At 70.9% G+C, this 24461-nt stretch carries 29 protein-coding genes; 11 read left to right on the forward strand and 18 right to left on the reverse strand.

Annotated features, from left to right (window positions below):
- A partial coding sequence (locus IEY73_RS33935; RefSeq protein ID WP_229716304.1) for a hypothetical protein occupies positions 1-193 on the reverse strand: 193 nt, incomplete at its 3' end.
- Between the two features lie 193 nt (positions 194-386).
- On the reverse strand, positions 387-740 hold the full coding sequence (locus IEY73_RS30465; protein ID WP_189082803.1) for a nuclear transport factor 2 family protein: 354 nt from the start codon (positions 738-740) through the stop codon (positions 387-389).
- Between the two features lie 32 nt (positions 741-772).
- On the opposite strand from IEY73_RS30465, the gene IEY73_RS30470 reads away from it, so the two are divergent.
- Positions 773-1249 (forward strand): hypothetical protein, encoded by a 477-nt coding sequence (locus IEY73_RS30470; RefSeq protein ID WP_189082804.1) that lies wholly within the window; start codon positions 773-775, stop codon positions 1247-1249.
- Here the strand turns inward: IEY73_RS30470 and IEY73_RS30475 are convergent.
- Positions 1239-2228, reverse strand: a complete 990-nt coding sequence (locus tag IEY73_RS30475; RefSeq protein ID WP_189082805.1) for a GlxA family transcriptional regulator — start codon at positions 2226-2228, stop codon at positions 1239-1241. The two genes, IEY73_RS30470 and IEY73_RS30475, sit on opposite strands and share 11 nt — an antisense overlap.
- A gap of 152 nt (positions 2229-2380) precedes the next feature.
- On the opposite strand from IEY73_RS30475, the gene IEY73_RS30480 reads away from it, so the two are divergent.
- On the forward strand, positions 2381-2971 hold the full coding sequence (locus IEY73_RS30480; protein ID WP_189082806.1) for a VOC family protein: 591 nt from the start codon (positions 2381-2383) through the stop codon (positions 2969-2971).
- Here IEY73_RS30480 and IEY73_RS30485 read toward each other — a convergent pair.
- On the reverse strand, positions 2940-3446 hold the full coding sequence (locus tag IEY73_RS30485; RefSeq protein WP_189082807.1) for a VanZ family protein: 507 nt from the start codon (positions 3444-3446) through the stop codon (positions 2940-2942). The two genes, IEY73_RS30480 and IEY73_RS30485, sit on opposite strands and share 32 nt — an antisense overlap.
- A 77-nt stretch (positions 3447-3523) precedes the next feature.
- Positions 3524-3880 (reverse strand): STAS domain-containing protein, encoded by a 357-nt coding sequence (locus tag IEY73_RS30490; protein WP_189082808.1) that lies wholly within the window; start codon positions 3878-3880, stop codon positions 3524-3526.
- 256 nt (positions 3881-4136) lie between these two features.
- Between IEY73_RS30490 and IEY73_RS30495 the strand changes: the two genes are divergently transcribed.
- On the forward strand, positions 4137-5141 hold the full coding sequence (locus IEY73_RS30495; RefSeq protein WP_189082809.1) for a helix-turn-helix transcriptional regulator: 1005 nt from the start codon (positions 4137-4139) through the stop codon (positions 5139-5141).
- A 48-nt stretch (positions 5142-5189) separates the two neighbouring features.
- Here IEY73_RS30495 and IEY73_RS30500 read toward each other — a convergent pair whose 3' ends face one another.
- Positions 5190-5537 carry a hypothetical protein gene (locus tag IEY73_RS30500; RefSeq protein WP_229716305.1) on the reverse strand — a complete coding sequence of 116 codons (348 nt, stop codon included), beginning with the start codon at positions 5535-5537 and terminating at the stop codon, positions 5190-5192.
- Positions 5538-5907: 370 nt separating this feature from the next.
- On the opposite strand from IEY73_RS30500, the gene IEY73_RS30505 reads away from it, so the two are divergent.
- The 4 genes from IEY73_RS30505 to IEY73_RS30520 all read left to right on the forward strand — a co-directional run bounded on the left by IEY73_RS30505 (position 5908) and on the right by IEY73_RS30520 (position 9584).
- Positions 5908-6540, forward strand: coding sequence for a sigma-70 family RNA polymerase sigma factor (locus IEY73_RS30505; protein ID WP_189082810.1), 633 nt, complete (start codon positions 5908-5910; stop codon positions 6538-6540).
- Entirely contained in the window at positions 6537-7274 is a 738-nt protein-coding gene (locus IEY73_RS30510) for an anti-sigma factor (protein WP_189082811.1), read from the forward strand. The genes IEY73_RS30505 and IEY73_RS30510 overlap by 4 nt, the downstream gene beginning before the upstream one ends.
- Positions 7275-7404: 130 nt before the next feature.
- The gene (locus IEY73_RS30515; protein ID WP_189082812.1) at positions 7405-8049 is read left to right on the forward strand and encodes a fasciclin domain-containing protein; all 645 of its coding nucleotides are present in this window, start codon (positions 7405-7407) and stop codon (positions 8047-8049) included.
- Positions 8050-8051: 2 nt separating this feature from the next.
- Positions 8052-9584 carry a molybdopterin-dependent oxidoreductase gene (locus tag IEY73_RS30520; RefSeq protein ID WP_189082813.1) on the forward strand — a complete coding sequence of 511 codons (1533 nt, stop codon included), beginning with the start codon at positions 8052-8054 and terminating at the stop codon, positions 9582-9584.
- Positions 9585-9587: 3 nt separating this feature from the next.
- On the opposite strand, the gene IEY73_RS30525 is transcribed toward IEY73_RS30520, so the two are convergent.
- Together IEY73_RS30525 and IEY73_RS30530 are read right to left on the reverse strand one after the other, a co-directional pair.
- Complete coding sequence (locus IEY73_RS30525; protein WP_189082814.1) at positions 9588-10157, reverse strand: TetR/AcrR family transcriptional regulator; 570 nt, start codon at positions 10155-10157, stop codon at positions 9588-9590.
- Between the two features lie 32 nt (positions 10158-10189).
- Positions 10190-11107 carry a Gfo/Idh/MocA family protein gene (locus IEY73_RS30530; protein ID WP_189082830.1) on the reverse strand — a complete coding sequence of 306 codons (918 nt, stop codon included), beginning with the start codon at positions 11105-11107 and terminating at the stop codon, positions 10190-10192.
- A gap of 55 nt (positions 11108-11162) precedes the next feature.
- Here IEY73_RS30530 and IEY73_RS30535 point away from each other — a divergent pair, with 55 nt between their 5' ends.
- Positions 11163-11528, forward strand: coding sequence for a hypothetical protein (locus IEY73_RS30535; RefSeq protein WP_189082815.1), 366 nt, complete (start codon positions 11163-11165; stop codon positions 11526-11528).
- Positions 11521-11946: a hypothetical protein gene (locus IEY73_RS30540; protein ID WP_189082816.1), complete on the forward strand. Its 426-nt coding sequence runs from the start codon at positions 11521-11523 to the stop codon at positions 11944-11946. The genes IEY73_RS30535 and IEY73_RS30540 overlap by 8 nt, the downstream gene beginning before the upstream one ends.
- Before the next feature lie 21 nt (positions 11947-11967).
- On the opposite strand, the gene IEY73_RS30545 is transcribed toward IEY73_RS30540, so the two are convergent.
- The 10 genes from IEY73_RS30545 to IEY73_RS30590 form a co-directional block, all read right to left on the reverse strand.
- Positions 11968-13422 (reverse strand): glutathionylspermidine synthase family protein, encoded by a 1455-nt coding sequence (locus IEY73_RS30545; RefSeq protein ID WP_189082817.1) that lies wholly within the window; start codon positions 13420-13422, stop codon positions 11968-11970.
- A 3-nt stretch (positions 13423-13425) separates the two neighbouring features.
- Positions 13426-13812: a hypothetical protein gene (locus tag IEY73_RS30550; RefSeq protein ID WP_189082818.1), complete on the reverse strand. Its 387-nt coding sequence runs from the start codon at positions 13810-13812 to the stop codon at positions 13426-13428.
- A gap of 82 nt (positions 13813-13894) precedes the next feature.
- Positions 13895-14653: a 3-oxoacyl-ACP reductase FabG gene (fabG, locus tag IEY73_RS30555; protein ID WP_189082819.1), complete on the reverse strand. Its 759-nt coding sequence runs from the start codon at positions 14651-14653 to the stop codon at positions 13895-13897.
- Positions 14654-14765: 112 nt separating this feature from the next.
- Positions 14766-16412 (reverse strand): alpha-amylase family protein, encoded by a 1647-nt coding sequence (locus IEY73_RS30560; RefSeq protein ID WP_189082820.1) that lies wholly within the window; start codon positions 16410-16412, stop codon positions 14766-14768.
- Entirely contained in the window at positions 16369-17277 is a 909-nt protein-coding gene (locus IEY73_RS30565; RefSeq protein WP_189082821.1) for an MFS transporter permease, read from the reverse strand. The genes IEY73_RS30560 and IEY73_RS30565 overlap by 44 nt, the downstream gene beginning before the upstream one ends.
- 17 nt (positions 17278-17294) lie before the next feature.
- The gene (locus IEY73_RS30570; protein WP_189082822.1) at positions 17295-17732 is read right to left on the reverse strand and encodes a hypothetical protein; all 438 of its coding nucleotides are present in this window, start codon (positions 17730-17732) and stop codon (positions 17295-17297) included.
- Between the two features lie 142 nt (positions 17733-17874).
- Positions 17875-19059, reverse strand: a complete 1185-nt coding sequence (locus IEY73_RS30575; RefSeq protein ID WP_189082823.1) for a carbohydrate-binding protein — start codon at positions 19057-19059, stop codon at positions 17875-17877.
- 97 nt (positions 19060-19156) lie between these two features.
- Positions 19157-20434 (reverse strand): glycosyl hydrolase family 18 protein, encoded by a 1278-nt coding sequence (locus tag IEY73_RS30580; RefSeq protein ID WP_189082824.1) that lies wholly within the window; start codon positions 20432-20434, stop codon positions 19157-19159.
- Between the two features lie 180 nt (positions 20435-20614).
- Entirely contained in the window at positions 20615-21310 is a 696-nt protein-coding gene (yidC, locus tag IEY73_RS30585) for a membrane protein insertase YidC (RefSeq protein ID WP_189082825.1), read from the reverse strand.
- A gap of 136 nt (positions 21311-21446) precedes the next feature.
- Complete coding sequence (locus IEY73_RS30590) at positions 21447-21707, reverse strand: hypothetical protein (RefSeq protein ID WP_189082826.1); 261 nt, start codon at positions 21705-21707, stop codon at positions 21447-21449.
- A 96-nt stretch (positions 21708-21803) separates the two neighbouring features.
- On the opposite strand from IEY73_RS30590, the gene IEY73_RS30595 reads away from it, so the two are divergent.
- Both IEY73_RS30595 and IEY73_RS30600 read left to right on the forward strand, forming a co-directional pair.
- Positions 21804-22961: a carboxylate-amine ligase gene (locus IEY73_RS30595; protein ID WP_189082827.1), complete on the forward strand. Its 1158-nt coding sequence runs from the start codon at positions 21804-21806 to the stop codon at positions 22959-22961.
- Positions 22958-24337 (forward strand): FAD-dependent oxidoreductase, encoded by a 1380-nt coding sequence (locus tag IEY73_RS30600; RefSeq protein ID WP_189082828.1) that lies wholly within the window; start codon positions 22958-22960, stop codon positions 24335-24337. Before IEY73_RS30595 ends, IEY73_RS30600 begins: the two co-directional genes overlap by 4 nt.
- Positions 24338-24461 lie beyond the last annotated feature (124 nt).

Consider the following 24461-nt stretch of genomic DNA (forward strand, 5'->3'; position numbering starts at 1 on the left):
CGTCGCCGCCTCGCCCGTCGCCCCGCCGCCCGCCGCCCGCCGCCCGCCGCCCGCCGCCCGCCGCCCCGTCGATCTTGAACTTTCCGTTCGTCCAGACCCCCACAAAAGCCCCATTCCATTGCACAAACTCCAAGATCGACGCGCTAAGCGGCACGATCTTGGAGATTGGGTCGCCGAAAATGCCACCAATCACGCAAACCGCCGCCGAAACCTCAAGATCGACGCGGAGGCGGGACGGGGCGGCACGGGGCGGGGCAGGGCGGGGCGGAGGGGTGGGGGCGGACATCGGTGCGGAGAGGCCGGGACGGGGTGGGGCGGACGCCGGTGCGGAGAGGCCGGGCCGGGGCGGGGCGAAGGAGTGGGGTGGGGGCGGAGGGGGTGGGTGACTAGGGGTGCTGCATCCACCACTCGGTGAACTGGCGTGCCTGCCCGCCCTGGTCCAGCCGCAACACCCAGAGGTTGCTGAACGTCCGGTCCGGATAATCCACCGTCGCTTCGATGATGGCCAAATCCGCCGTCACGATCAGCGGATGCCATGCGAACGACGTGGTCGCCGGTTTGTCGCTGCGCTCCAGCCACCCCGCGACGATTTCCGCCCGGCCGTGCCACGGTTTCGCGTACGGCTCGGTGAAGTATGCCGCGTCCTCGGTGAACAAGTCGCCGATCCGGGCCGGATCGTTGCTTTCCCAGGCAGCCCGGTATCTCTGCACCCAGGCCGTGACGGCTTCGAGACTCGTCATGAAGGCATTCTGCCTCGCCTAGAGTCCCGGGCATGACCGACTCATGGCATCGTCGCCTGCCCGCACCCGCGCGTCCCGTCGCGACCGCCTGTGTCGCCGCCGTCGCCGCGGCCACCGAGCATGACGAGGCGGGGCTGACGGCCGCGACCGGCGATCTGGCCGCGCTCGACCCGGGCCGCGTCGGGCTGGTGCTCGGCACCGCGGTCCGGGTACGGCTGGAGGAGACCCACCCGGACGGGCTGGACTCCGACGACGTTCGCGCCGTGCTGGCCCGCAGCGTGCGCGCCGCGGCGCAGTGGCGTCCCGGGGTGGACCCGCAGACGATGTTGTTCCTGCTGGCGAGCGCGTTGGGGGTGCAGGACGAGGACGGCGCGCCGCCGCCTGCGGGGCTGGCCGAGCACGCCGCCCTGCTGCTGGCGGATCTGCTGCCCGCGGCGGGTCCGGATGCCGCCGCGGCCCTGATCGAGCGCGCCTTCACCGAGATCGAGAAGAGCCAGCTCAACGACTGACCGGACGAGCCGGACCGGACGAGCCGACTCGTTCGGTCCGGCCGCGGAACGCCGCCCGGTACGCCTGAGGGCTGGTCCCCACGACACGCCGGAAGCGTTCCCGGAAGGCGGTCGGCGACCCGAAGCCGACCATCGCCGCGACCCGGTCCACGGTGTCCCCGGTGGTCTCCAGCAGATGCTGCGCGCGCCGCACCCGTGCCCGGTGCAGCCATTGCAGCGGGGTCGTGCCGGTCTGTTCGCGGAACCGGCGGTTCAGGGTTCGCGTGCTCATGCCCGCGTGCGCGGCGATCCGCTCCAGGGTCAGGTCGGTTCCGCAGTTCTCCGCCAGCCAGCGCAGCAGCGGTTCCATGTCCGAGCCGCGCGGCGTGGGCGGTGCCTGCGGGACGATGAACTGCGCTTGGCCGCCTTCGCGTTCCAACGGCATGACGGACAGCCGAGCGGCGTCGGCGGCCACCGCCGAGCCGTGGTCGCGGCGGATGAGGTGCAGGCAGAGGTCGAGTCCCGCGGCGGCGCCCGCCGAGGTGAGGACGGGGCCGTTGTCCACGTACAGCACGTCGGGATCGACCCGCACCGCGGGGAACCTCTCGGCCAGCATGCCGGCGGCGGCCCAGTGGGTGGTCGCCCGCCTGCCGTCCAGCAGGCCGGTTGCCGCGAGCACGAACGCGCCGGTGCAGATGGACGCGAGCCGGGCCCCACGGGCGGCGGCCGTGCGCAGGGCGGCGGTCACCTCGTCCGGTACGCCCGAGGCCGGGTCCGCGCATCCGGGCAGGATGATCGTGTCAGCGGCGGCCACCGCGTCCAGCCCGTGCGGCGGGCGCACCGCGAAGGCGCCGGCGTCGATCTCCTCGCCGGTACCGCAGACGCGTACGTCGTACGGCGTGGTGCCGTCGGCCAGACGGGTCCGTCCGAAGACCTCCAGCGGGGTCGCCAGGTCGAAGGCCACCACGCCGTCCAGCGCGAGCACGGCGATCACATGCACCGATGCAGCGTACTGGCGAGAACTCGTCGCATGCCATGGATCTGGCCACCGCGTGCGTCGCGCTCAGGGGTGTGTCGGCTCGCGGCACGCGTCGTTGAACATTCGGCGCCGATGACGGACGGCGGCACCGAACGGACGACGGGAGTCTGCCCATGGCCGACCAGAGACCACCACACGGCAAGCGACCGGCACCTCCGCCCGGCGGCGGGCCACCCGTGCGCCGCAATGCCGGACGCGCGAAGCCCCTGGGCACCACGACCCCGGCCGGTACCGGGCCGGCGAGACGCGCGGCGGCTGCTCCGGCGCCGAGCGAGCACCCCGCGACGCCGGTGACCGATCCGCCCACCGAGCGGCTGATCGTCGGCGCCGCCGATGCGAGCGCCGCACGGCTGGTGGCACAGCCGGTCATCCACGTCGCCGAGCTGGCCACGGCGGTGGCGTTCTACGAGCACCTGGGCGCCGAGCTCATCCACGGCAGCCGGGACAGCGACTGGGTGCTGATGCAGCTCGGCCCGATCCAGATCACCCTGATGACGCAGCCGCCCGGACCGGAGGAGGGCGCGGTCGAGCTGAACTTCGGCGCGGTGATGGCCCTGGACGAGCTCGCGCAACGGCTGCGCCGAGTCGGTGTCGCCGTCGAGGACGTCACGACCCATCGCGACTTCGGTCCGCAGTTGCGCGTCAAGAGCCCGGACGGCCAGCTCATCAAGATCAGCCAGCGCGAGCCCGATCCGTACGTGTGAGCCGGTCGGTTCGGACACCGTGTCCGCCTCGCCGCGGGTGTCCGCCTCGTCGTGGGTGTCCGCCTCGCTGCTGGCGCGCGGCGAGCGTTTGCCGGTGCGCGGGGTTCGGCACGGCCAGCCGCAGCAGCGCCAGGCCCAGCAGCGCGCCCGCGGTGTTGGCGATGAGGTCGTTGACGTCCACCGTGCGCCGGCTGCCCAACGTCAGACCCAGCACCAGTTGAGTCAGCTCGATGGCGGCACTGGCGGCGGCACCGGCCACCGCCATCCGCGCCCAGCCGTCCGCGCGCCGCACGAGGAACGGGACGAGCACGCCGTACGGGACGAACATGATCACGTTGAGCACGGAGCTCGGCGCGTCCACCACGCCGGGCATCCAGTGGATCATCGTCCACCAGGGGTCCCCGGCCCAGTACGCCGCGGGGTGCGACTCGATCGGGAACAACGTGACCCCGGCGACGGCGGCCACGTACGGCACGCCGATCAGATGTGGCCAGTAAGCGGTGAGGGCCCGGCGCAGGGCCGGCCGAGCGCCGCGCGGGCGCGGATCGCCGGTCAGGACGGGCGCAGGCCGACCGACGTGCGCGGCGACGGCGGCTCCGCGCAGCCCAGCAGCCCGACCAGGCCGGAGACCCAAAGCTGCCGGTACACCGTCGGGCTCGGGTGACTCACCACGAGCTTGACCCCGCTGGCCGCGGCGGCGTGGAAGCACGCCACGAGGATCCCGATGCCGATGCTGTCGATCAGCATCACGCGTTGCAGGTCGAGGCAGATCTTGACCGGCGTGGAGCTGGTCAGCACGTCGTTGACGGCGTCCCGCATCACATGCGCATTGTCAAGATCGATTTCACCGCTCGGGGCGATCTCGACGGTGCCGTCGGCCAACTGGCGCGTGGTGATCGGCAGATACACGGCTGCCCTCTTCCTAGCGTCGTTCCGCGGACCATGCGCCGACCAGCAGCGCAGACGCAACACCTCGCGCAAGGTGTCGACGACGACCGCGTTCCCTTCAACCTTCCGCTGGTCTGCAAGTTACGCCACGTAGGCGCGGAACGCCAGAGTAGTTCATATGGCCGGAATGTGCGGTAACGGTCACGCGCGGCGCTGGCGTTGACGACACGGATGTCCGAGTCGAATACTCCCAGTATGCGTAAGGGTGCAATGAGGCATGCCTGACGGGTCCGACCGAAGCCCGGCGGCGATCGGCACCAAGCCGGATGTAGCGCGCTTCACCAGCCTCGACTTGGATCACGCCAGCGCCGCGCTAAACCGATATTTGTATCCGCTGTCCATCGGCATACCGGACCGTAACGGCACCTTCTCGTTGGACCTGGAGGTGATCCAACTCGGACCTTTGACGGTGGCATATGTGCAGTTCGGCGCGTCGGTGCGGTTGATCGCACCCCAGCTCGGCGACTATCACGTGACGCTTCCGCTGGCCGGCCCGATCACCGCCCGCCAGGCCGGGCACGAGGTGACCGCCGGCCCCGGTTCGGCGGTGCTCTTCCGGCCGGACGGTGCGGTGCTGACCGCGCACCAGGCGCACCAGTCCGCGCTGCACGTCGGCGTGCCGGCGACCGAGCTGGAGGCGGAGTTGTCGGCGATGCTGGGCCGGAGCGTGCACGGCGGCATCGATCTGCCACCGACCTTGGACCTGACCGCCGGACCGGCGCAGACCTGGGGCCGCCTGGTGCGCCTGCTGCATGACGAGCTTCCCGACCCGGCCAGCCTCATCCACCAGCCGCCGATCGCCGACCAACTGCGGCACAGCGTGCTGACCGGCTTGCTGCTCAGCACGTCACACCGCTACCGCGACGAATTGGCGGCTCCGGCACCCGCGGGACGGCCACGTGCGGTACGCCGGGCCATCGAAGTGATCGAGGACGAGCCGGAGCTGCCGTTCACGGTCTCCGACCTGGCCGCCGCGGCCGGTACGAGCGTGCGCTCCCTGCAGGAGGGGTTCCGCCGGCACATCGGGTGCACGCCAATGGCCTACCTGCAAAGGGTTCGGCTGGAGCGGGTCCACCAGACGCTCCGGCGTGCCGACCCGACCCGGATCACGGTCGCGGCGGTGGCACACCGGTGGGGCTTCGCGCACCTCGGCCGGTTCGCCTCGGCGTACCGGGAACGGTACGGCGTCACGCCGTCGGAGACGCTGCGCCGGCTCGGGTGAGCGGGACCGCTGGTCCCCCCGGGACTGCTGCTTCCCCGGCGTCGGCGGCTACTCCCCCGGGTCCGCGCGCCGCGGCTGCGGCAGCTCGCCGACGTCGGTGCCGCGACTCGGCACGCCGAAGAGATGGCCGCGCACCGGGGTCCAGTCCCGCCACGGCCCCAACCGGGGCGGCACCCGGGCGGCCTCGCCGTCGCCCGGTCGGCGCAGCGAACGTAGATAGGCCAGCACCCGGGCGGCGGCCGCGCCACCGTCCTCGACCAGACCGGCCAGGGCCGGATTCACCTCATCGGCATCGATGCCGCCCGGCTCGACGGGACGACCCAGCAACGCGGCCAATCCGGCCAGGGCCTGCACCACGTCAGACGCGTCGCGTTCGGCATCGGGCAGGCTGGTCACGCCTGCGGTTCCCGGTTCTCGATCACATGTACCTCCCCTGCGTACGCCACGGTCAGCGCGCACGCGGAACCATCCGTCGAGCGCGGCGTTACCACGCTCGACAGGAAAATGTATTCGGACCATTACGGTGCGTCCATCCGATGTACGCGGACGCTGTCCGGATCACGCTTGTTTCGTCCCCCGTCCGGCTGATCGTCCTATTCGCAGTCCGTTGACACACACCAAACCGGCAATATGCCCGCAGGGGAACGCGAAGCATCGACGCGCGAGCGGGGCCGGGGAGGCGCACAATCACAGGCGCCGCCCCATCCACCCAGCCCACGGCGCCGAACCACGATGTGATCACACCACCGGCGAAAGGCCCGAGCACATGACGGACCGCGGCAGCGCCGCCCGACGGCCGGAACATCTCTCGGCCGTCCCCGATCCGGAGCCCGGCCCCGCGCCCGGCCCGGACGTCGCCACCTGCTTGCGCGACGTGGCCCGGGGCGACGAGAGGGCCTTCGCGCGGCTCTACGACTTGGTCGCGTCCCGCGTCTACGGGCTGATCCGCCGTGTCCTGCGCGATCCGGCGCAGGCCGAGGAGGTGGCCCAGGAGGTGCTTGTGGAGGTGTGGCGCACCGCGAGCCGCTTCGACTCCACACGGGGCTCGGCGACATCGTGGATCTTCACCATCGCCCACCGGCGGGCGGTGGACCGGGTGCGGGCCGAGCAGTCCGCGGCCGAGCGGACCATGAAGGTGGGCTCCGCGTCGATGGACACCCCGTACGACGAGGTCGCCGACGAGGTCGCCGGGCGCCTGGAACGCCAGCAGGTGCGCCGCTGCATGGATGACCTGACGGAGCTGCAACGGCAGGCGGTCACCCTCGCGTACTACCAGGGGCACTCGTACCGTGAGGTGGCCGACCTGCTGGAGGCTCCGTTGCCGACCATCAAGACCCGCATGCGCGACGGCCTGATCCGGCTGCGCGACTGCCTCGGTGTGGGGGTGACCGCATCATGACCGCGACCGACATTCACGCGCTCGTCGGCGCCTATGCCTTGGATGCCGTCGACGACCTGGAACGCGTGGCCTTCGAACGGCACGTGACGGAGTGCGAAAGCTGTCGCATCGAACTCGACGAGCTGCGCGAGACGGTGTGCCGTCTGGCCGACGATGCCTGGTCGGTGCCGCCGCCGCGGCTGCGCGAGCAGGTCCTCGCCGAGGTCGGCCGGACCCGGCAGCTCCCGCCCGCGCGCAAGCCCCGTCCGGACCGCCGGGTCGAGTCGTGGCGTCGATGGGCGACGGCCGCGGCGGCCGCGGTCGTGCTGGCGGCGGGCACCGGGGTGAGCGTGTGGCAGGTGCAGGAGCAGCGGGTCCAGGATCAGAGCGTGCTGGCCGAGCAGGCGCAGCGCCGCGAGGCCCGGACGCGCCAGATCCTCGCCGCTCCGGACCTGGTGGTGCGCACCGCCCCGGTGGTCGGCGGGGGCAAGGTGACGGTGGCGTCCTCGGCCCAGTACGACGCGGGCGTGATGATGCTCGGCGCCGACGGTCCGCCGGCGAACGGCCGGGTGTTCGAGCTGTGGACCCTGCGCGGCCGAACGGCGACCAAGGCGGGCCTGCTGGATCCGGGCGTCGGTTCGGCGGTGCGCGTCATCGACGGACTGCCGGGCAATGACGGCTTCGGTGTCTCGGTGGAGCCGCCCGGCGGTTCGCCGCAGCCGACGCAGATAGTCGCCAATGTGACGCTGACCTGAGTGACCAGGGCCGGTGCTCGAATGAGTGACCCGGCCAAGAAATCACCGAGATTGCGGACATCCGGACCCATCCGTCGCCAGACCGGGTACGAATTACTGGTACAAGCCACCTTAAAAAGGGAGATGTACCATGCGCGCAACGAAGCTCACCGCCATCGCGGCCGCCGCCCTGTTCAGCGTTTCCCTCGCGGCATGTGGGGACAACTCGGACGACTCGTCAACCGGCAGCGCGGCGCCCGAGTCGACCATGAGCAGCCCGGCGCCGAGCATGTCCTCGGACATGTCCGGCGACATGATGACCAACTTCGGCTCGGGTTGCTCGGCAGTGCCGACCGACTCGTCCAACCCGGGCAGCTTCGAAGCAATGGCGCAGGTCCCGGTCGCCACCGCCGCATCCGGCAACCCGCTGCTGAGCACGCTGGTCTCCGCGGTCAAGAAGGCCGGCCTGGTCGACTCGCTGAACGGCGCGGACGCGCTGACCGTCTTCGCACCGACCGACGACGCCTTCAAGAAGATCCCGTCGGCCGACCTGAAGAAGGTGCTGGACGACAAGGACACGCTGACCAAGGTGCTGACCTACCACGTGGTGCCGGAGAAGCTGACGCCGGCCGACCTGGCCGGCACGCACAAGACGCTGGAGGGTGACGAACTGACCGTCAGCGGCAGCGGCCAGGACTTCACCGTGGACGACGGCGCCTCGGTGATCTGCGGCAATGTGCAGACCGCGAACGCCAACGTCTACATCATCGACTCCGTCCTGATGCCGAAGAGCTGATCATGCGCCGCCTCACGGGTGCGGCCTGCGGCATCCTCGCCGCCGGGTTCGGGGTCGCGGTCGCGGAACTTCTCGCGGCCGCGACCCGGCCCGCGGCGGGCCCGCTGGTCGCGGTGGGCACCGCGGTCATCGACGCGACGCCCACCACGGTCAAGGAATTCGTCATCCGGCAACTGGGCACGAACGACAAGCCCGTGCTCATCGCCACGATCATCGTCGGGCTGGCCCTGTTCGCCGCGGCGATGGGGATGCTGTCCCAGAAGCACCGCGCCGCCGCGATCATCGGCTCATCCGTCTTCGGTGTGGCCGGTGCCGCAGCCGCGGTCACCGGAGCGGCAGCCCGCTGGTACGACGCGGCACCCTCCCTGGTCGGCGCCGCGGTGTGCGCCGTGACCCTGCTGGTGCTGGTGCGCCGGGCCGGCGCGGCAGGCACCGGGCCACCCCCGGACCTGATCATGGTGGACGGCCGGGACGACCGGCCGTTCGACCGGCGGGCATTCCTGCGTGCGGCCGGGCTGGTGGCCGGCGGCGCGGTAGTGGCCGGTGGTTCCGCCGCGTTGGTGGGGCGGGCACGCGGCGGCGCCATCGCTCGTTCCCGCGAAGCGATCACGCTGCCCGCCGCGGCGGATCCCGCCAAGCCGGTGCCCGCGGGCGTCGCACCGGGATTCCGCACTCCGAACGACCGGTTCTACCGGGTCGACACCGCCCTGACCGTGCCGGACATCGACCCGGCCGGATGGTCGCTGCGGGTGCACGGGATGGTGGATCAGGAGCTCACGCTCTCCTTCCAGGATTTGCTGGACCGGCCACTCATCGAGCGCACCATCACGCTGAACTGCGTCTCCAACGAGGTCGGCGGCCCGTACGTGGGCACCGCCACCTGGCTGGGTGTGCCGCTGGCACCGCTGCTGCGGGAGATCGGCGTCGATGCGCGCGCCGATCAAGTGGTGGCCCGTTCGTCGGAGGGCATGACCATCGGCACGCCGGTGCAGACCGTGCTGGACGGCCGCGACGCCATGCTGTGCGTCGGCATGAACGGCGAGCCGCTGCCACAGATCCACGGCTTCCCGGTACGGATGCTCACCCCCGGCCTGTACGGGTACGCGGGCTCGTGCAAGTGGATCAGCGAACTCGAACTGACCACGTTCGCCGACTTCGACCCGTACTGGGTGCGCCGCGGCTGGAGCGCTCGCGCCCCGGTGAAGACCGCCTCTCGGATCGATCGGCCGCGCCCGTTCGCGCAGCTCAAGACGGGCCGGGAGACCATTTCCGGGGTCGCCTGGGCGCAGGGCCGTGGCATCGAGGCGGTCGAGGTGCGGGTGGACGACGGTCCGTGGGAGAAGGCCGAGCTACTGCCCGTACCGTCCGTCAACACCTGGGTGCAGTGGCGCCTCCCGTGGTCGGCGAAGGCGGGCCAGCACAGCATCGCCGTGCGGGCCGTCGACGGCGACGGTCAGACCCAGACGGAGAAGCGCGCCACGCCCTTCCCGGACGGCGCGACCGGCTGGCACACCATCACCGTGACGGTGGGGTGAGACTTAGTTCGCCCGCACGTCGAGGGTCGCGAGATGCATGTCCACCGCGGCCGCGGTGCGTTCCTCGTCCCCGGTGGCCAGCAGGTCCATCAGCGCGCCACGCAGCACGGCCAGCACCAGGGTGCGCCGCGCCAGCCCGTCCGGGGTGTCCCGCACGGGCGCCGGCTGGGCCGCGGCCAGCACCCCGAGCCAGTCCCGCACGGTCCGTTCGGCGAAGTCCGCCCAGGGGCCGGTCGGCTCGGTCAGCGAACGCCCGTACGCCTCCAGCCAGAGCGTGAGCAGGCTGCGATGCTCCGCCGCGGCGAGCCACGACCAGACCTGCCGCCCGGCGTCGGCCAGGCCGGTCGCTCGGATCCGGTCGAGCAGTTCCAGTTCGTCGGCGCGGGCACGGGCCAACAGCGCACGGGTCAGGCCCTCCTTGGACCCGAACAGGAACAGCAGCACCCGCGGGCTGGACCCGATGGCCGCCGCCAGCGGGCGCAACGACAGCTCGGCGAATCCGTGCTCGGTCACATAGCCGTACGCCGCTTCCAGGAGTTCCGTCTCGCGCGCACTGGCGCCGTCGGCCGTCATCCCGGAATTCTGACACCGCTGAAACGCCCGTTTCAGCCGAGCGGGAACCCCGGGGCGCTCACCCGCACCGCGCGGCCCGTCCGGATCGACTCTGCCGCTGCGGCGAGGACCGCCGTGATGTGCGCGCCGAGGCGCACGTCAAGAGCCGGCGCAGGACCGCCGTCGGCCGCGGCCACCAACTGGTCCAGCGCGACGCCCAGCGCCGCCACCGGATCCCAGGGCAGCGTGGGAACGGTGATCACGCCGGATTCACCGGCGAACACGGCCTCCTCGCGCGCGGCGGCCGGTGGCACGTCGACCGACAACGTGAGTGTGCTGATGCCGCCGCCCTGGTGACGCAGCAGCACGTGGGACATGTCGTGCGGTCCGGCCATCGCGGTGACCTCGACCACCGGTCCCAGCAGCGGCATGACGAGGGCCACCGCGTGCGGGCCGACGTCCCACAGGCCGCCGCTCTCCCGGCGCCACGCCGAGGCGCCGAACGGGTTGCCCGGATCGAAGATGGTGCCCACGTGGTCGACGCGTGCCTCCACCCAGCCGCCGGACTCACCGGCACGGGCGAGGAAGTCGGCCAGTTGCGGCACGAACCGCCGGGTGAAGAACACCACGGAGGCCAGGTCACGCTCGGCAACCGCGGCGGCGATCGCGTCGGCCTCGGCGACGGTGAACGCCACCGGCTTGTCCAGCAACAGGTGCCGCCCGGCCCGCGCCGCGGACAGGGCGATCGGCGCCTGCACATCCGGCGGCAGGGCCACCGCGATCGCGTCCACGTCGGCGATCAGCGCGTCCACATCGGAATACGCCGCCGCGCCGTACTCGCCGGCCAGTTCCGCGGCCTTGGCCTCGTTGCGTCCCCAGACGCCGACGAACTCGACGTCCTTGTGTGCCGCCAGAGCCGGCGCGTGCGCCATGTGAGCCCAGGGTCCGGTGCCGAACAGTCCGAAACGCATCCGTGTTGCCATGGCCGAAAGCTAACACGGGTTTCCTGATCAGTACGCTGGGCCGGTGAACGGACCCCTGTCGGTCGCGACCATCGTGGCGTCGCTGGTCCTGGCGGCCTGGTGCCTGCTGCGCTCCGCGCTGAACCGGCCGCCGAGCCGCTTCGACCTGTTGGCCACCGCGGCACTCGCCCTGCTCGTCGCGGTCCTCGTGGTGGTCGCCGTGATCGGGTTGTTCGACGGCACCCGGCCCACCGAGACGGCCACGTTCGCCGGATACCTCGTCACCACGATCGCCTTCGCGCCCACCGCCGCGGTGCTGGCCCGGATGGAACCGACACGATGGGGCAACCTCATCCTCGGCGTGGCCTGCCTGGTGCTGCCGGTGCTGGTGCTGCGCCTTGCGCAGATCGCGGAGGTGACCAGTGGCTGAGCCGACGACCCGGCCCCGGGACGCGGCGCTGGGCAGCGGACCCGGCCGGGTGCTGCTGACCGTGTACCTGATCTTCGCGGTGGCCGCCGGCGCCCGCGCGCTGGTGCAGATCGCCACCAAGTTCGGCGAGGCACCGCTGGCCTACCTGCTGTCCGCGGTGGCGGCGCTGGTCTACATCGCGGCCACCGTGGGGCTGGCCGTCGGCGGCGCCCGCGGCCGGGTGATCGCGCTGACCGGCTGCTCCATCGAGATGGTCGGGGTGCTGGTGGTGGGCACGCTGACGGTGACGGACGCGGCGGCGTTCCCGGACGACACCGTCTGGTCCCGGTACGGGTCGGGCTACGGATACGTGCCCCTGGTGCTCCCCCTGATCGGCCTGTGGTGGCTGTGGCACAACCGGCCGCGGGACCGGGCCTGATCTGATCCGGCGTCGGGCGCGTCAGGCGATGATGTGCGGGACGAAGTTGCAACTGTCCCGGGTGACCAGGCCCGACACGCCCAAGCCCTCGCGGATGCCCATCCCGGCCGGCTCGCCGTCGATCAGCCATGAGCCGATCACCGGGTGCACGGTGCCCTCCAGCCCGTCGAAGGACGGCAGCTCGCACAGCTCCTGCACCACGTACCGGCCGTCCGCGCCGTACTCGGACGGGTTCTCCACCAGCGTGGCGCCGTCCCGGATCAGGCTGACCGATCCGCCCTCGCGTCCCCAGACCGGCTTCTTGGCGTAGCTGGTCAGCGTGGCCGCCTTGGACGACTCGGCGAAGAATGCGGGCAGGAGGTATCTGCCGCGTTCCGGGTCGTCACCGAACAGCTTCCACAGCACCGGCAGCAACGCTTTGTTGCCCAGCAGCGCCGCCTTGTAGGGCGGTTCGATCCATACCGTGCCGCGTTTGGTGGGATCGGCCATGTTGCGGAAGAACGCCTTGCCGCCCTCCTCGTTCCAGAACCATTCCCACGGATAGAGCATGAAGATGACGTCGATCGGCTCGGCCTTGCTCTCCTGCCCCGGACCGGGCACGAACAACACTCTGTCGCCGGCCACGTCCCAGCCGATCTGGCTCATCGCGATCAGCTCGACCGGATATCCCGCCTCCTCCGCGGTGGCCATCAGGTAGGCGACATTCATCCGGTCCTCGCCGGTACGTTCCGACGTCTCGTACGCGAAGAAGATCTTGGGTTTCTCGGGGAGCCGGGTGCGGGCCTCGCGCAGCTTGTCGATGTTGCGTCGCCAGGCGCCCGGGTTGGCCGGCTCGCCGTCGCCGGCCTCCCAGCCCACCAGGCGATCGTGGATCGAGTTCCACTGCCGCCACGGGTGCCGGGTGAGGTTGGTCTGATCCGCCCAATGCCATTGGATGACCGCCGCCTCCACCAGCGAGGTGGGCGTCTGGGCGTTGAATTCGAGCAGGCGTGGCGTGCTGCCGGCGCCGGAGTACCAGAGGTCGAAACGGCCGTAGACGGTCGGCGAGAAGTCCGGCGTCTCCATCGGGAGGCGCATGTCCGGGTCCTTGTCGTAGTGCGTCCACGTCTCCGCGTCGCCGTCGAACCAGGTCCGGATGATCTGTTCGTGGGCGTACTCGGGGATGCCGATCCGCGCCAAAAAGCACGTCGACGGCGTGCAGACCGCGGCAAAGTAGCCCTGCCGGCGCCCCTCGACGGTGCGCCGCGGGCACTGCTGCACCATCCAGTCCCCGGCTTCCATGCACATCGCGTACAGCGTGGCGGTCGCCGTCTCCAGTTCCTCGATCTCCGCCTGGGAGAACTCGTAGTACGGCCCCTCCTGCCAGTACGACTCCATGGTGCCGTCGGGCAGCTCGGTGTCGTTGTAGGTGAGCCCGAGGCTGTAGTTGGTCAGACGCCAGCCGTCACGGACCGGGCCGTACGGAAGTCGACGCATGCCTCAGCTCCCGGAGCGGCCGGAGAAACCGCTGCCGCCCTTGCCCACCACGCTCGTCTTCACCGTGCCGTTGCCGATCTTGCCGCTTGCGGGCAGGCCGAACCGGGACCGGGCGGACGAGTCGTTGTAGGCGAATTTGCTCCCGCCCGCCGGCAGTTTGGTGCCCACCCGGTAGCCCGGCCGGTACCCGGACGAGTGCCAGATGAAGAAGCCACCCGCCCCGGGACCGTGGTAGTCGTCGTCGCAGTAGTCCTCGTCGACGATCACGCCGTTCTCGTCGGCGCAATAGAAGCCCTCGTCCTGATAGTCGCTCCCGTTGTCGCAAGCTGCCGCGCCGCCCGCCGCAAGCAGCAGAAACGTGCTGGTCAACGACACACTGCGCGAGGTCATCCGTCGATTCACCGTCGAGCACTCCACCTTCGTTTCGGCGCGGGGTACTCCTCCCGTTGTACCGCCGCCGGGCAAGCCACGCTCAGGCGCGCGGTCCGCCGGCCACGTAGATGACCTGACCCGACACGAAGCCCGCACCCTCACTGGCCAGGAAGGATACGGTGTGTGCGACATCGTCGGGGCGACCCGCCCGCGCGACCGGGATCTGCTTGACCGCGGCCTTCTGGAAGTCGTCGAAGTCCACGCCGACGCGCGCCGCCGTCGCCGCGGTCATGTCGGTGACGATGAAGCCCGGCGCCACCGCGTTCGCGGTGATGTTGTAGCGCCCCAACTCGATCGCCAGGGTCTTGGTGAAGCCCTGGATCCCGGCCTTGGCCGCGGCGTAGTTGGCCTGCCCGCGGTTGCCCAACGCCGACGTGCTGGAGAGGCTGACGATGCGCCCCCACTGGGCGTCCACCATGTGCTTCTGCACCGCGCGGGAGAACAGGAACGCGCCCCGCAGGTGGACCGCCATCACGGTGTCCCAGTCCTCGTCGGTCATCTTGAAGATCAGGTTGTCCCGGAGCACCCCCGCGTTGTTGACCAGCACGGTCGGGGCGCCCAGCGTTTCCACCACCCGCTCGACCGCGGCGGTCACCTGATCCGGCGCGGACACGTCCGCACCCACCGCGAGCGCGGTGCCGCCCGCATCGTGGATCTCGGTGACCGTGTTGGCGCACGCGGCCTCGTCCAGGTCGACCACGGCGACGGCCATGCCGTCGGCGGCCAGCCGTCGTGCTGTGGCCGCTCCGATGCCGCGGGCTGCTCCGGTGACGATGGCCACCCGGTCGGGCTGGGTCATGCGGAAACCTCCAAGATCGTCTGCGTTTCCGGCCGCCGGCCCGAACCGGCACCGGGCGCGGCGGGGCCTGGTCCGACTCGCGGATCATGCGCGAGTCAGACCCTAACCCGGCTCACGGACGGCGACGAATCCGGATCCAGCGGTAGCCGTAGCCGCCGATCTTGATCGCGTCCAGCTTGCCGGGCTCCGGATACTCCTGGTCAGCCAGCACGTCGTTGGGGTGCTCGGATTCCGCGTAGACGCTGCTCAGATCGACGGTCCCCGAATTCTTGCACAGATTGTGCACAAAGAGCATGGTGCCGGTGACGTCGTCGCATCGATGCACCAGAACGCCGGGCGGGGTCGGCACGTCCACGTGCGTGCACCTGCCGCTGCCCACCTCGGGCGCCTCCCGCAACGTACGGATCATCCGCTCGAACCACGACAGCAGCGACGCGGGGTCGTGCCGCTGCTTGGTGACGTTGACCTTGTGCCAGTCGAACTCCCCGCCGGTGACCATCGGGCGTACCAGGTCGTCCGGGCCGGCCGAGGAGAAGCCGGCGTTGGGCATCATCGACCACTGCATCGGCGTGCGGATCGCGTTGCGGCCGGGCAGCGACAGGTCGTCGCCCATCCCGATCTCCTCGCCGTACCGCAGCACCGGCGTGCCGCGCAGGCTGAACTGCAGCGCGTACGCCAGTTCCAGGCGCCGGCGATCGTTGCCCAGCATGGGCGCCATCCGGCGGCGGATGCCCCGGCCGTACAACTGCATGTCCTCGTCCGGGCCGAACGCGGCGAACACGTCCGCGCGCTGCTCGGCGGTGAGCCGCGACAGGTCGACCTCGTCGTGGTTGCGCAGGAAGGTGGCCCACTGACCGCCGTGCGGGAGGGTCGGCGTGTCCCGGAGCGCATCGATGATCAGCTCCGGGTCCTGCCGGGCCAGCGCGAGCATCAACCGGCCGTTGAGCATGAAGTCGAACAGCATGTGGATCCGGTTGCTCGACCCGCCCGAGTCGCCGAAGTATCCGACGAGCTGGTCCGGCTCGACGTTGGCCTCGGCCAGCAGCACCGCGTCGCCCACCAGCCACTGCACGTGCTGGCGCAGCTCGGTGAGGAAGTCCATGTCCTTGGGCGGCGCGGGCACGCCCGGCGTGGTCTCCTCGATGATGAACGGCACCGCATCCATGCGGAACCCGGCCACCCCCAGTTGCAGCCAGAACGAGCAGATCTTCTTGACCTCCTCGCGGACCTCCGGGTTGTTCATGTTGAGGTCCGGCTGGAAGTTGTAGAAGCGGTGGTAGTACCAGAGACCGGCGGTCCGGTCGTAGCTCCAGGTCTCCTTCTGCTCCCCCGGGAAGACCATGCCCTGCTTACGGTCCGGCGGCTCGGTTTCCGACCAGACATACCAGTCGCGGTACGGCGAGTCCGGCGACGATCGGGCGGATTGGAACCACGGGTGCTGATCGGACGTATGGTTCACGACCAGATCGATGATCACCTTGATGCCGAGGTTCCCGGCCTCGTGCAGCAGCTCGGCGAAGTCACCGAGGTTGCCGAAGCGCGGATCCACGTTGTAGAAGTCCGACACGTCGTAGCCGTCGTCGCGGTCCGGCGACGGGTGGATGGGGTTCAGCCACAGACAGGTAATGCCCAGCCGGGACAGATAGTCCAGCCGCCCGATCAGGCCACGGATGTCGCCGACGCCATCGCCGTTGGAGTCGGCGAACGTGTCGATGTCAAGACAGTAGATGACCGCCTTCTGATACCACCGCTCGCTCATGGTCCCCTACATGTCCGCGCCGCGCGGCCACGAAACCGCGCACCGCGCGCACCGGCCGCACCCGTTCCAGCGGCAGGAAGGCGGCCATCGCGGCCAGGTGCGGCGCGAACGAGATGGTGATGGTGGCGAACGTGGCCAGGTGGAACCCGTAGAAGAAGGCCACCGCGCGCAGCCGCCATCGACCTCGCAGCACGAAGATCAACGGACTGGCCAGCTCGAACGCGATGATGCCGAACTGGCCCAGAATCAGCAGGTACGGCACGCCGGCCACGAGATGTGCCAGCTCCGTGCCGCGCCGCACGATCGCCCACGCCAGCACCGAGCTGGTGGTCCAGTCGAGACCACCGAAGCGCAGCTTCGCCCAGGCGGCCAGGAAATACGTGCAGACCACCGCGATCTGGGTGACCCGCAGCGCCCAGCCGCCCGCCTCGGTGCGATCCGCTTCGCCGTGCCGCGCCCGCCCGGCGGTGGGCAGCGCGGCAAGCGCGACGAGCAGCCCGAACCGGTCGTGGTCGACCTTTCCGTAGCTCATCGCGATGATCATCCACTCGAAGTAGAGCGCGAAGACGGTCCAGCCGAGCAGCCGCGGAGCCCGGCCGGTGGCCGCGGCCAGCGCCACCGCGAGCAAAGTCCAGAAGATCGCGTGCACCAGCAGCGGCGTCGGCACCGGCAACGGCAGGAGCCGGCCGATCAGCAGGGGCTGGTACAGGTCGGTCGGGGTGTCCGCGTGCTGGCGCACCCAGGGCGTGAAGATCACCAGGTCGGCGGCGACGAACAGGTAGATCAGCGTCCGGAAGGCGGCGATCCGGCCCCGGGGCACCGGCGAGGTGAACCAGTCGGCGGTCCGTCCGACCGCCCGCGTCATCAGGCCGCCCGTGTTTCTCACCGAGCCGCCCAGGTCACGATGGTCTCGTCGTGACTCGCGCCGGTCGGCCGCGAGTCCTCGATCTCCACCCAGCGCGTCACGATGCGGACTTCGGTCAGCGGCGCGGCGCTCGGATTGCGGCTCGCATAGGCCATGGCCACTTGCCGCAGCCGCGACGGCGCCGTGAGGTACGCCCCCATCTGCCCTTCGATCTCGGCGCGACGGATGCCGCTGTTCGCCTCGTTGAGCACCACCGTGCGCCCGGTGGCGTCGGTGGCCTCGACACGGGTGTCACCGGCGTCCGCGTCCGGGTCCGGGGCGGTCGCATACATCCGGAAGGGGCCGAACGGGAAGTCGTCGTCCTGCCCCCACAGGGTGCCCGCGAGCAGCAGCCCGAGCCCGGCCGCGGCCACCGCGAGCCGGACCGCGCGCCCCCGGCTGGTCAACGTCTCCATCGCGCCGCGACATTACCGGTACCGCGCCAGCTTTCGGCGCATCTCCCCGGCCGCGCGCAGCGGTGGACCGTCTCAAGCTGGTGAGAACGCCGACGCGCGGCCGTCGCCCGGGAAGGCCGACGACCGCGCGTACCGGAAAATGTCAGAAGCCGGCGCTGATCCGGGTGAACTCCCAGTCCGCCTGCGCGATGCCGCTGCAGTTGGAGACCACGCCACCGCCGGGGCAGCCGCGGTCGCGGTTGACCGCCCAGAAGGTGAACCGGGCCAGGTTCTTGCTCTTGGCGTAGTCGCGGATCCGGGTCCAGGTGTCCGGGCTGGTCAGCTCCTGCTGGTCGGACAGCCCGTTCATGCCGGAGATGCCCATGTGCGCGTACGCCGTCGCCGCGCTCCAGCCGAACGTCGAGGTGAGCAGGTTCTTCAGGCCCTCGGTGGCGCCCACCGTGGCGCCGTACATGTCCGAGCCGCCGCCGAAGTCGAACGGCATCTGGGTGAAGATGTCGATGTTCGCGCCCAGCGCCTTGGCCTGGGTGACAAGCCGGGTGCCCCAGTAGTTGGGGCCGGTGGTCGAGGTGCCGAAGGTCAGGATCGTCTTCACGCTCGGGTTGTTCTGCTTGATGATCTTCAGGGCGCCGAGCACGCGGTCCTGCACCGTAGCGTTCTCGAACTCGTCGGAGTTCTCGATGTCGATGTCGATGGCCTTGAGGCCGAACGAGTCGATCACCTTCTGGTACGCGCCGGCCAGCGCCTGCGGGGTGGAGCAGTTCGGGCCGAGCTTGTTGCCGCTCCAGCCGCCCACCGACGGGACCACGGTGCCGCCCGCGGCCTTGATCGCGTTGATGGTGCTGGCGTGCACGCCGCCGGTCAGGCCACCCTCGCCGTCCCACACCGGGTTGCAGCCGTTGGCGAGCACGAACGCGATGGTGAACGCCCTGATCCCGGTCGCGTTCATCACCGTCGACGGGGCGGGCGGGTTACCCCAGCCGGGGTAGATGTACGGCGCCGCGGCCATCTTGGTGCCGGTGGACGGCGGGTCGGTGGGCGGCGGCGTGGTCGGGGTGCCACCGCCGCCACCGCCGCAGGCGCCCTGGTCGATCCAGACGTCCCACTGGCCGCTGTGCGTGGCCGGGTTCTCGTTCTGCGTCCACCACTTAGCCTCGTAGTTGTGGCTCTGGTACGACGCGGCGTCGCCCTTGACGTACACGGCGGACGAGCTCCACGCCGTGACGCAGGCGGCTGCCGCCTCGGAGGCGGCCATCGGCAGGATCGCGGCGGCGGCGCCGGTGACCATGACCGCGGTCACGGTGATGATCTTGTTTCGGAGTTTCACGGGTGCACTCCCGTCCGTGGGGATGGTGGGGGATGGTGGGACTCGGGAATCGGGGAAGGGTGGAATCAGGGCAGGGTGGAATCAGGGCAGGGTGGAATCAGGGCAGGGTGGACAGGTGCGGCTTGACCGTGTTCGCCCAGCCGTGGCCGGCCGTGACGTCCCAGTTGATCGACCAGGTCATCGCGCCGCGGATGCCGGGATAGGTGTGCGGCGGCCGGAATGATCCGCAGTTGGTGCCCCGGGAAAGGCAGTCCAGCGCTTGGTTGACCACCGTGGGGGCCACGTATCCGCCGCCGGCCGCGCTGCTGCTCGCGGGCAAGCCGATGGAGACCTGGTCGGGACGCAGGCCGTTCTCCGTCTGGATGCAGGTCAGCGCGACGATGAAGTTGACCGTGCCCTGGCCGTACGCGCCGAAGTTGTCACAGCCGAGCATCGCGCCGGAGTTGTAGAACTGGGTGTGCACGACGGTGAGGATGTCCTTGATGTCGAGCGCGAGCTTGAAATAGGACCCCGCCGGGTTCTGCATGTCGATGGTCTGCGGCGCCATGGTGATGATCAGCCCGGAGCCGGCCTTGCTGCGCAGGCTGCGCAGCGCCTGAGCCATGTAGGTCGGGTTGAGCCCGTTCTCCAGGTCGATGTCGACGCCGTCGAAGCCGTAGGTCTGCATCAGGCCGTAGACGGAGTCGGCGAAGCTCGTCGCCGCGGCCGAACTGCTGACCGACACCGAACCCTTCTCACCACCGACCGAGATGATCACCTTCTTGCCTCGCGAGTGCATCGTGGCGACGTCGGCCTTGAACTGCGCGTTCGTGTATCCGCCGACGCTCGCCGACAGCCCCGGATCGATGCTGAAACTCACCGCGCCGGGCGTCGCGGTGGCATCCGCGAAGGCGACCGCGATCAGGTCGTACGTGGACGGAACGGCGGCCAGCTTGATCTCGTTGGCCGGATTGTCGAAGTTCTGCCAGTACCCGGTGAGGAAGTGGGCCGGCAGGCTCCCGGTCCCGGTCGGTGGCGGGCCGGTGGGCGGCGGGGTCGTCGGTGACGTGGTGGGCGGGGTGGTCGGCGGCGTCGTGGGCGGAGTCGTGGGCGGCGGCGTGGTCGGGGTGCCACCACCGCCGCCACCGCCGCAGGCGCCCTGGTCGATCCAGACATCCCACTGGCCGCTGTGCGTGGCCGGGTTCTCGTTCTGCGTCCACCATTTAGCCTCGTAGTTGTGGCTCTGGTACGACGCGGCGTCGCCCTTGACGTACACGGCGGACGAGCTCCACGCCGAGGCGCAGGCGGCTGCCGCCGAGGCCGAGCCGGCGACGTAGACGGCGGCGCCACCGGCCACCATCGCCGCGGCGGTCGCCAGGATTACCGACCTCTTCATCGCGCCGTCCCTTCGCACGCCAGTGAGACCGGTCAATTATTAGGAGTGTTAACAGTCTATGTAAAGATCTGTGAACTTAGTTTTTCCTTAACCGACAGGTACGGCCGAGGGCACTGGCCACGCCCCCGGCCGCAGTGCTAGGCATCGACGATGATGACTACCTGCGGAACTGCACCCGGTTCAGGCTGACGAAGCCGGCCGGCGGCGCAGCACGGCGGTCTCCAGCGCCGTCCACGCGGTGGACGTGGTCAGATAGAGCGCGCCCGCGAGCGGCAGCACGGCGACCGCGCCGACGGTCAGGAACGGCAGCAGCGACATCGCGCGGGTCAGTCCGGCCGGTGCAGCCGGCGCGGACGGTCCGGATGGCGCCGCCGATGTGCCCGGCGTGGCCGAACGCATCCGGCGCGCGGACCACCATGCCAGCGCCGCAGTCACCGCCATCAGCACCGCGAAGATGGGCAAGCCCTGCGCCAGGTGCGCCGCCAGCGGCACCCCGGCCAGCGACCCGCCGACACCGCTGACCGAGACCCTGTACATGAGCATGAAGAACGGCGCCTGCGCCAGCGCCGGGAGCACCGTGACGAGGGTTCCGGCCCCGGCCGCGCGGTGCAGCGCCATGCTCTCGGCCAGGAAGGCCGTCGGGTCGTCGGCATGCTTGGCCCGCAACTTCTCGATGTCCGGGGCAAGCGCGGCACGGCGCCGGGTGGCGCGGGCCTGGAGGTAGCTGAGCGGACTGATGGCGAGGCGCACGGCCGCGGTCAGCAGCACCACGGCCAGGGCGGCGGCGAGGCCGCCGGCTGCGGGGGTCAGGAGGGCGGCGAGGCCCTCCAGCACGGCGTGGGCGGCGCCGACCAAGGCGCCGAATGAGAAGGACATGGAGAACTCCTGCGGTCCGGGCAGACGGTGGACACGGCAGGCAGCGCACTCGTCGATCGAGGGTCCGCGAAGGGGCGCGACGGCACGGCCCGTGGACCCGTCGTCGCCTGAGGCGGGACGGGATCCGGGCGGATGATCAGAGTGTCGCTGCCGCCGCGTGCGCCGGTGCACGCGGACGCGGGCGCCCAGGCGCGCCGGGATCGGACAGCCGGGACGGGCACCGGACGTGCCCGTCCCGCGCGGCCCTGCCGGGCCGGGAGTCGGCGACGGGCCCCAGCGCGGCGGGCGCCGCCGCCACCAGAGCGACCAGCAGCGCCACTGCCACCACGGCCAAGCCGAGGAGCAGGTGCGAAGACGACGGCGCCGGCGCCAGGGCCAGCGCTCCCCACAGGGACATGCGCATCACCATAGTTCGACCGGGCAAGGTCGCCCGGCCGTCCCCGTCCCGGTGACCGCCGTTTCCCGCTGGTCACCCGGGGGTACACCGGCGGCCATGGAGTCCGCAGCCGGTCCCACCACGATCCCCGACGAGCTGGCCGAGCAGGCGGAGTCGCAGCACCTGCTCACCCTCGGCGTCGAAGAGGAATACCTGCTCGTCGACGCGGTGGAACCGCGGTCGGTGGAAGCCGTCGAAGATGTTTTCGCGCAAGTGCCCGAGGATCTGCGCGACGTGGTTCAGCATGAATTCATGCGCAGCCAGATCGAGGTGGCCAGCCCGCCGCAGCTCGAACTGAGCGGGCTGTTCAGCGCGCTGACCCGGCTGCGCCGGGAACTGTCCGCCGCCGCTGAGCGCGCCGGCGCCCGGCTGGTCGCGGTCGGCGCCGCTCCCGGGCCCGGCCCGCACGCGCGGGTGGTGGACAAACCCCGCTACCACCGCATGCGGGAACGGTTCGGCGACCTGTCCCCCGGTGCCGGGCTCAACGGCATGCATGTGCATGTCAGCATCCCGGACCCGGAGTCCGGCGTGCAGATCCTCAACCATCTGCGGCCGTGGCTGCCGATCCTGCAGGCCGCGACGGCCAACTCGCCGCTGTTCGGCAGCCGCGACACCGGGTACGCGAGCTGGCGCTCGGTGATGTGGGAGCGGTGGCCCACCGTCGGCCCCACGCCGTACCTGGACGACCACGACCAGTACGCCATGCTGGTGGCCGACCTGGAAGCCAGCGGCGCGATGCTCGACGAGGGCATGCTGTATTGGTACGCGCGGCTGTCCGCGAACTATCCCACCGTCGAGATCCGGATGGGCGACGTCTGCCCCACCCTGGACGACGCGCTGCTGCTCGCCGCGCTGGCGCGGGCGCTCGTGGCCACGCTGCTGCACGACGTCCGGGCCGGTGTGCCCGCCCCGAAGATCCCGCACCCGCTGCTGATGGCCGCGCATTGGCGCGCCGCGCACGACGGGCTGGAGGGACTGAACATCGACATGGCCACCCGCCAGGCCCGGCCCGCCGGGCGGCTGCTGCGGCAGCTTTTCGATTACGTACGCCCGGAGCTTGCCCGCCACGGCGACCTGGAAATGGCGAGCGTGCTGATGGGCCGGCTGCGCAAGCGAGGCACCGGCGCCGCCCGGCAACGCGCCATCCTGGCCCGGTCCGGTTCCGTGTCCGACGTCGTGGACCACCTGGTCGCGGCCACCCGAGGCCCGCGGTGAAGCTGGTCGTCATCGGCGGGGACGCCGCGGGCATGTCCGCCGCATCCCAGGCGCGCAAGCGCTCCGGCGTGGACGACCTGCAGATCACCGTGTTCGAGCGGGGGCATTTCACCTCGTACTCGGCCTGCGGCATCCCGTACTGGATCGGCGGGCACGTCACCGACCGGGCGGCGCTGATCACCCGTACCCCGCAGGAGTTCGCCAAGCAGGACATCGACGTGCGCCTGCGGCACGAGGTGACCGGGATCGACCTGGACCGCCGCGAGGTGGTCGCGCGCCGCGTCGACGGTCCGGCCGGGGAGATCCGCGAGGGCTTCGACCATCTCATGTACGCGGCCGGCGCGGTGCCCGTCACGCCGCCGTGGCCCGGCGTGGACGCGCGTGGGGTGTTCGGCGTGCAAACCCTGGACGACGGCGCGGCCATCCACGCGTGGCTCGACGCGCACCCCGCGCCCCGCCGGGCCGTGGTGATCGGCGGCGGCTACATCGGGGTGGAGATGGCCGAGGCCATGGTGCGTCGCGGCCTGGACGTCACCCTGCTGGAGAAATCCCCGGAACCGATGTCCACCGTGGACCCCGACATGGGGGCGCGGGTGCGCAAGGCCATCCTCGGACTGGGCATCGCCATCCGCACCAACGCCCACGTGCACGGCATCGAGACCACCGACGGCCGGGTGCGCGCGGTGCGCACGCCGGACGACGAGCTACCGGCCGACATCGTGGTGCTCGGCTTGGGCGTACGCCCGAACACCACGCTCGCCGCGGACGCCGGCATCCCGCTCGGCGAGACCGGAGGCTTGCGCACCGATCTGCGGATGCGGCTGCTCGGCGGGGGCCGCCTGGACGGCGTCTGGGCGGCCGGCGACTGCGTAGAGTCGGTGCACCGGATCAGTGGACGGCCGGTCCACGTGCCCCTCGGCACCCACGCGAACAAGCAGGGCCGGGTGGCGGGCATCAACATCGGCGGCGGGTACGCGACGTTCCCCGGCGTCATCGGCACGGCGGTGACGAAGGTGTGCGAGCTGGAGGTGGCCCGCACCGGCTTGACCGAGCACGAGGCGCGAGCGGCCGGATACGCGTACGTGACGGCCTCGGTCGAATCGACCAGCCGCGCCGGGTACTACCCGGGCGCGGCCACGATGACCATCAAGCTGATCGCGGAGAAGCGCACCGGGCTGCTGCTGGGGGCGCAGATCGTGGGCCGCGAGGAGGCGGCGAAGCGGATAGACGCCCTGGCGGTCGCGGTGTGGAATCAGATGACGGTGGAGGAGATGACGGGGCTGGACCTCAGCTACGCCCCACCGTTCGCACCGGTCTGGGATCCGGTCCTGATAGCGGCACGCAAGGCGACAGACGCCGTCCACGCCACCCACTGACCCCAGCCCCCGCCTCGCCCCCTCACCCCCTCGCCCCCGGCGCGCCCCCTCGCCCCCTCGCCCCCGGCGCGCCCCCTCGCCCCCGGCGCGCCCCCTCGCCCCCGGCGCGCCCCCTCGCCCCCGG

Source organism: Mangrovihabitans endophyticus (assembly GCF_014646155.1).
GTDB lineage: Bacteria > Actinomycetota > Actinomycetes > Mycobacteriales > Micromonosporaceae > Actinoplanes > Actinoplanes endophyticus.

Coding starts and splice junctions, on each gene's coding strand:
- IEY73_RS30465 (WP_189082803.1), bottom strand. CDS start 740: ATGACGAGTCTCGAAGCCGTCACGGCCTGGGTGCAGAGATACCGGGCT.
- IEY73_RS30470 (WP_189082804.1), top strand. CDS start 773: ATGACCGACTCATGGCATCGTCGCCTGCCCGCACCCGCGCGTCCCGTC.
- IEY73_RS30480 (WP_189082806.1), top strand. CDS start 2,381: ATGGCCGACCAGAGACCACCACACGGCAAGCGACCGGCACCTCCGCCC.
- IEY73_RS30495 (WP_189082809.1), top strand. CDS start 4,137: ATGCCTGACGGGTCCGACCGAAGCCCGGCGGCGATCGGCACCAAGCCG.
- IEY73_RS30505 (WP_189082810.1), top strand. CDS start 5,908: ATGACGGACCGCGGCAGCGCCGCCCGACGGCCGGAACATCTCTCGGCC.
- IEY73_RS30510 (WP_189082811.1), top strand. CDS start 6,537: ATGACCGCGACCGACATTCACGCGCTCGTCGGCGCCTATGCCTTGGAT.
- IEY73_RS30515 (WP_189082812.1), top strand. CDS start 7,405: ATGCGCGCAACGAAGCTCACCGCCATCGCGGCCGCCGCCCTGTTCAGC.
- IEY73_RS30520 (WP_189082813.1), top strand. CDS start 8,052: ATGCGCCGCCTCACGGGTGCGGCCTGCGGCATCCTCGCCGCCGGGTTC.
- IEY73_RS30525 (WP_189082814.1), bottom strand. CDS start 10,157: ATGACGGCCGACGGCGCCAGTGCGCGCGAGACGGAACTCCTGGAAGCG.
- IEY73_RS30530 (WP_189082830.1), bottom strand. CDS start 11,107: ATGCGTTTCGGACTGTTCGGCACCGGACCCTGGGCTCACATGGCGCAC.
- IEY73_RS30545 (WP_189082817.1), bottom strand. CDS start 13,422: ATGCGTCGACTTCCGTACGGCCCGGTCCGTGACGGCTGGCGTCTGACC.
- IEY73_RS30550 (WP_189082818.1), bottom strand. CDS start 13,812: ATGACCTCGCGCAGTGTGTCGTTGACCAGCACGTTTCTGCTGCTTGCG.
- fabG (WP_189082819.1), bottom strand. CDS start 14,653: ATGACCCAGCCCGACCGGGTGGCCATCGTCACCGGAGCAGCCCGCGGC.
- IEY73_RS30560 (WP_189082820.1), bottom strand. CDS start 16,412: ATGAGCGAGCGGTGGTATCAGAAGGCGGTCATCTACTGTCTTGACATC.
- IEY73_RS30565 (WP_189082821.1), bottom strand. CDS start 17,277: ATGACGCGGGCGGTCGGACGGACCGCCGACTGGTTCACCTCGCCGGTG.
- IEY73_RS30570 (WP_189082822.1), bottom strand. CDS start 17,732: ATGGAGACGTTGACCAGCCGGGGGCGCGCGGTCCGGCTCGCGGTGGCC.
- IEY73_RS30580 (WP_189082824.1), bottom strand. CDS start 20,434: ATGAAGAGGTCGGTAATCCTGGCGACCGCCGCGGCGATGGTGGCCGGT.
- yidC (WP_189082825.1), bottom strand. CDS start 21,310: ATGTCCTTCTCATTCGGCGCCTTGGTCGGCGCCGCCCACGCCGTGCTG.
- IEY73_RS30590 (WP_189082826.1), bottom strand. CDS start 21,707: ATGTCCCTGTGGGGAGCGCTGGCCCTGGCGCCGGCGCCGTCGTCTTCG.
- IEY73_RS30595 (WP_189082827.1), top strand. CDS start 21,804: ATGGAGTCCGCAGCCGGTCCCACCACGATCCCCGACGAGCTGGCCGAG.